General features: G+C 62.3%; 3 protein-coding genes. All 3 read left to right on the forward strand.

The features are described from left to right. The coding region (locus tag H5U38_10490) for a DUF3553 domain-containing protein (GenBank protein MBC7187451.1) at positions 1–1,372 on the forward strand (1,372 nt) is incomplete at its 5' end. 124 nt (positions 1,373–1,496) lie between these two features. Next, on the forward strand, positions 1,497–2,396 hold the full coding sequence (locus tag H5U38_10495) for an efflux RND transporter periplasmic adaptor subunit (GenBank protein MBC7187452.1): 900 nt from the start codon (positions 1,497–1,499) through the stop codon (positions 2,394–2,396). A 117-nt stretch (positions 2,397–2,513) separates the two neighbouring features. Continuing rightward, positions 2,514–2,984, forward strand: a 471-nt coding sequence (locus tag H5U38_10500) for an ABC transporter ATP-binding protein (protein ID MBC7187453.1), incomplete at its 3' end; no start/stop codon positions are given.

The raw sequence follows: 2,984 nt of genomic DNA on the forward strand, positions 1-2,984 counted from the left end.
GGAACAGAACTACCGTTCCACGAAGTGCATCCTTGCCGCCGCCTCGTCGGTCATCGCGCACAATCGGGCGCGCAAACCTAAAGAGCTGTGGACCGACGGGGCAACAGGTGAAAAGGTGACCGTTCTCGAGGCGCAGTCCGACACCGACGAGGCCTTAGCGGTCATTGCCAGGATAGAGCGGGAGTTCCAGAACCGCCCCCGCAACTTTCGGGACTTTGCCGTGCTCTATCGCACCAACGCCCAGTCGCGTGTGTTGGAGGAAGCGCTGCGGAGGAGCGGCATCCCGTACACCGTGGTAGGGGGTGTGCGGTTCTATGAGCGCAAGGAGATCAAGGATGTACTGGCGTACCTTCGCGTGATCTGCAATCCCCACGATACGATCAGCTTGCTACGCATCATCAACTCTCCGCCGCGTGGCATTGGCGAAGCAACCATTGCGCGGCTCCGTGGGTTTGCCACGATGCTCGGCATGCCGCTGTTCGACGCTCTGGGCAGGGCAGACCAGGTTGAGGGGCTGTCGCCAGCTATGCAGGAGCGGGTGCTGCGCTTCTATCGGCTCATCCGCAAGTACATCGACCTGCGCACCGAAGTGCCGGCCGCCGAGTTGGTGGGGGCGCTGTTGGACGATCTGGGCATCCTGCGCATGTACAAAGAAGAGGGAACAGAAGAATCCCTCAGCCGTGCGGAGAACGTGCGTGAGTTGTTGAACGGCATCGCCGATTTTTCCCGCAATAACCCGGGCACCGCGCTCGAAGACTACCTGCAGGAGATTTCGCTGCTGACCGACATCGATACGTGGAATGACCGTTCTAACGCGGTAAGTCTCATGACGGTGCACAGCGCCAAGGGCCTGGAGTTCCCTGTGGTTTTCATCACCGGGCTGGAAGAAGGGTTGTTCCCCATTGCCCGCTCGTTCGACAGCAACGAGGACCTGGAGGAGGAACGTCGCCTTTTCTACGTGGGGAGCACCCGCGCCAAAGAGAAGCTCTACCTGTGTTGGGCCACAACCCGTTTGCGCCAGGGGCAGGCGTACAGCTGCATGCCTTCCCGCTTTTTGGGCGAAATTGACCAGGACCACGTGGAGTATGAGAGCGCTGGCAGGGTGGGGAAGAGGGTACAACGTATGACCCAGCCAGCGAGCAGGGCAGGAGGGGAGCGCCAGCGTGTGGCACGCCGGCTGAAGGCCTATGAGGAAGAGTCTCAGCTCCCCGCTTACCTGATGCCGGGGTGCAGAGTGCGCCATCCCCAATTTGGCCTGGGCACGGTGCTGAGCATTGCCCGCGCCTCCAGCGGCACCAAAGTGACGGTCGACTTTGATGACTTTGGCCAGAAGAAGATTATCCTCGAGTTCAGCCACATGCAGCTGCTCTGAGGCGATGAGGCCGGTAGCCGAGGCGCGCTCTCACTCCCCGTGCCAGGAGGCCAATCCCGGTTAGCGCGCTGCGGTCTTTTCGATCGTGCCGCTGAGATGCGTTTCAGCAAATTGCGGAGAGGAAATGGTCCGTCGTTCTACGCAATACGGCCGTGTGTTGTGGGTGAGCGCCTTGCTCCTCCTCGGGTGCTCCCGTGCGCATGAAGACCACTGGCTCGGTTCGGGTACCCTCGAGGCGCGCCAGGTGACGGTTGGTGCAAAGCTCGCCGGGCAGCTCGTTGCCCTCTATGTCGACGAAGGGGACACAGTACGCGCCGGGATGCTCCTTGCCGCGGTCGACTCCAGCAAGCTGGTCCTGCAGCGGACACAGGTGATCGCGGCACAACAGGAGTTGAGGCACAACATTGCCAACGCCAGGCAAGCGGTCGAGCTTGCCGCGGAGCAATATGACAACGCGCGCAGGCAGTACGAGCGCATCCGCAGCCTGGCAGAGCGTGGCAGTGCCCCCCAGCAGCAGTTGGACAATGCCCAGGTAGCTTTGTCAACTGCCCGCACACAGCTGGAGGCCGCACGAAACAGCTTGGCCGCTCTCGAAGAGCGTGGCAAGCAGCTCCAAGCGCAACGGGAACTGCTGGAGAGCCAGATTCACGACGCCGCAGTCTGTGCGCCGCTGGCAGGAGTCATCGTGGCAAAGTACGTGGAGCAGGGCGAGATGGTGGCGCCGGGCTCGCCGCTGGTAACCATCGCCGATCTCAGCGAGATGTGGGTCAAGATCTATCTGCCGGAGCCCGACCTGGACAAGGTCTCGCTCGGAGCCAAGGTGGCGGTGCGCGCGGATGCGCTGCCGGCTGAGGTGTTCGCCGGGACGGTCAGCTGGGTGTCGCCAAAGGCGGAATTCACCCCGAAGAACGTGCAGACGCGCTCCGCCCGCGCCGAACTGGTGTATGCCGTCAAAGTGGTTGTGCCCAATTCGCAAGGGCGGTTGCTCTTGGGGATGCCGGTGGAAGTGTCTTTGGTGCACTAAGGCCAAGTGGACGCATGTGCCGCTGACATTGTCGTCGCTGACCTCTGGAAGGCCTACGGACGGATCGAAGCCGTCAAGAGCCTTTCCTTCACCGTAGGCCACGGCCGCCTCTTTGGCATGATCGGCCCGGACGGCGCCGGCAAGACGACCACGCTCCGCATTCTGTGCGGCCTTCTGCGGGCCGACAAGGGCGAATGCCTGGTCAAAGGGCAGAACGTGGCTGTACATCCCAGGCGGGTGAAGAGGCTCCTCGGCTACATGCCGCAACGTTTCTCCCTCTACGCCGACCTCACGGTGTCCGAAAACTTGCGCTTCTTCGCTGACCTTTTTGAAGTGCCACGCGCCGAGCGCGAGGCAAGGGTGCAGGAGCTTCTCGCTTTCAGTCGACTGGCGCCCTTTCGGCAGTGGCGCGCAGGAAATCTTTCGGGCGGCATGAAGCAGAAGCTCGCCCTGTGCTGCACGCTCATCCACACTCCGGCGGTGTTGCTGCTGGACGAACCGACTACTGGCGTTGACCCAGTGTCCAGGCGGGAGTTTTGGCGCATTCTGGCTGGTCTGCGCGAGCGGGGGGTCACGATCCTGGTCACC

The organism is Calditrichota bacterium, assembly GCA_014359355.1.
In the GTDB taxonomy this organism is placed as follows: domain Bacteria; phylum Zhuqueibacterota; class Zhuqueibacteria; order JANLFK01; family Oleimicrobiaceae; genus Oleimicrobium.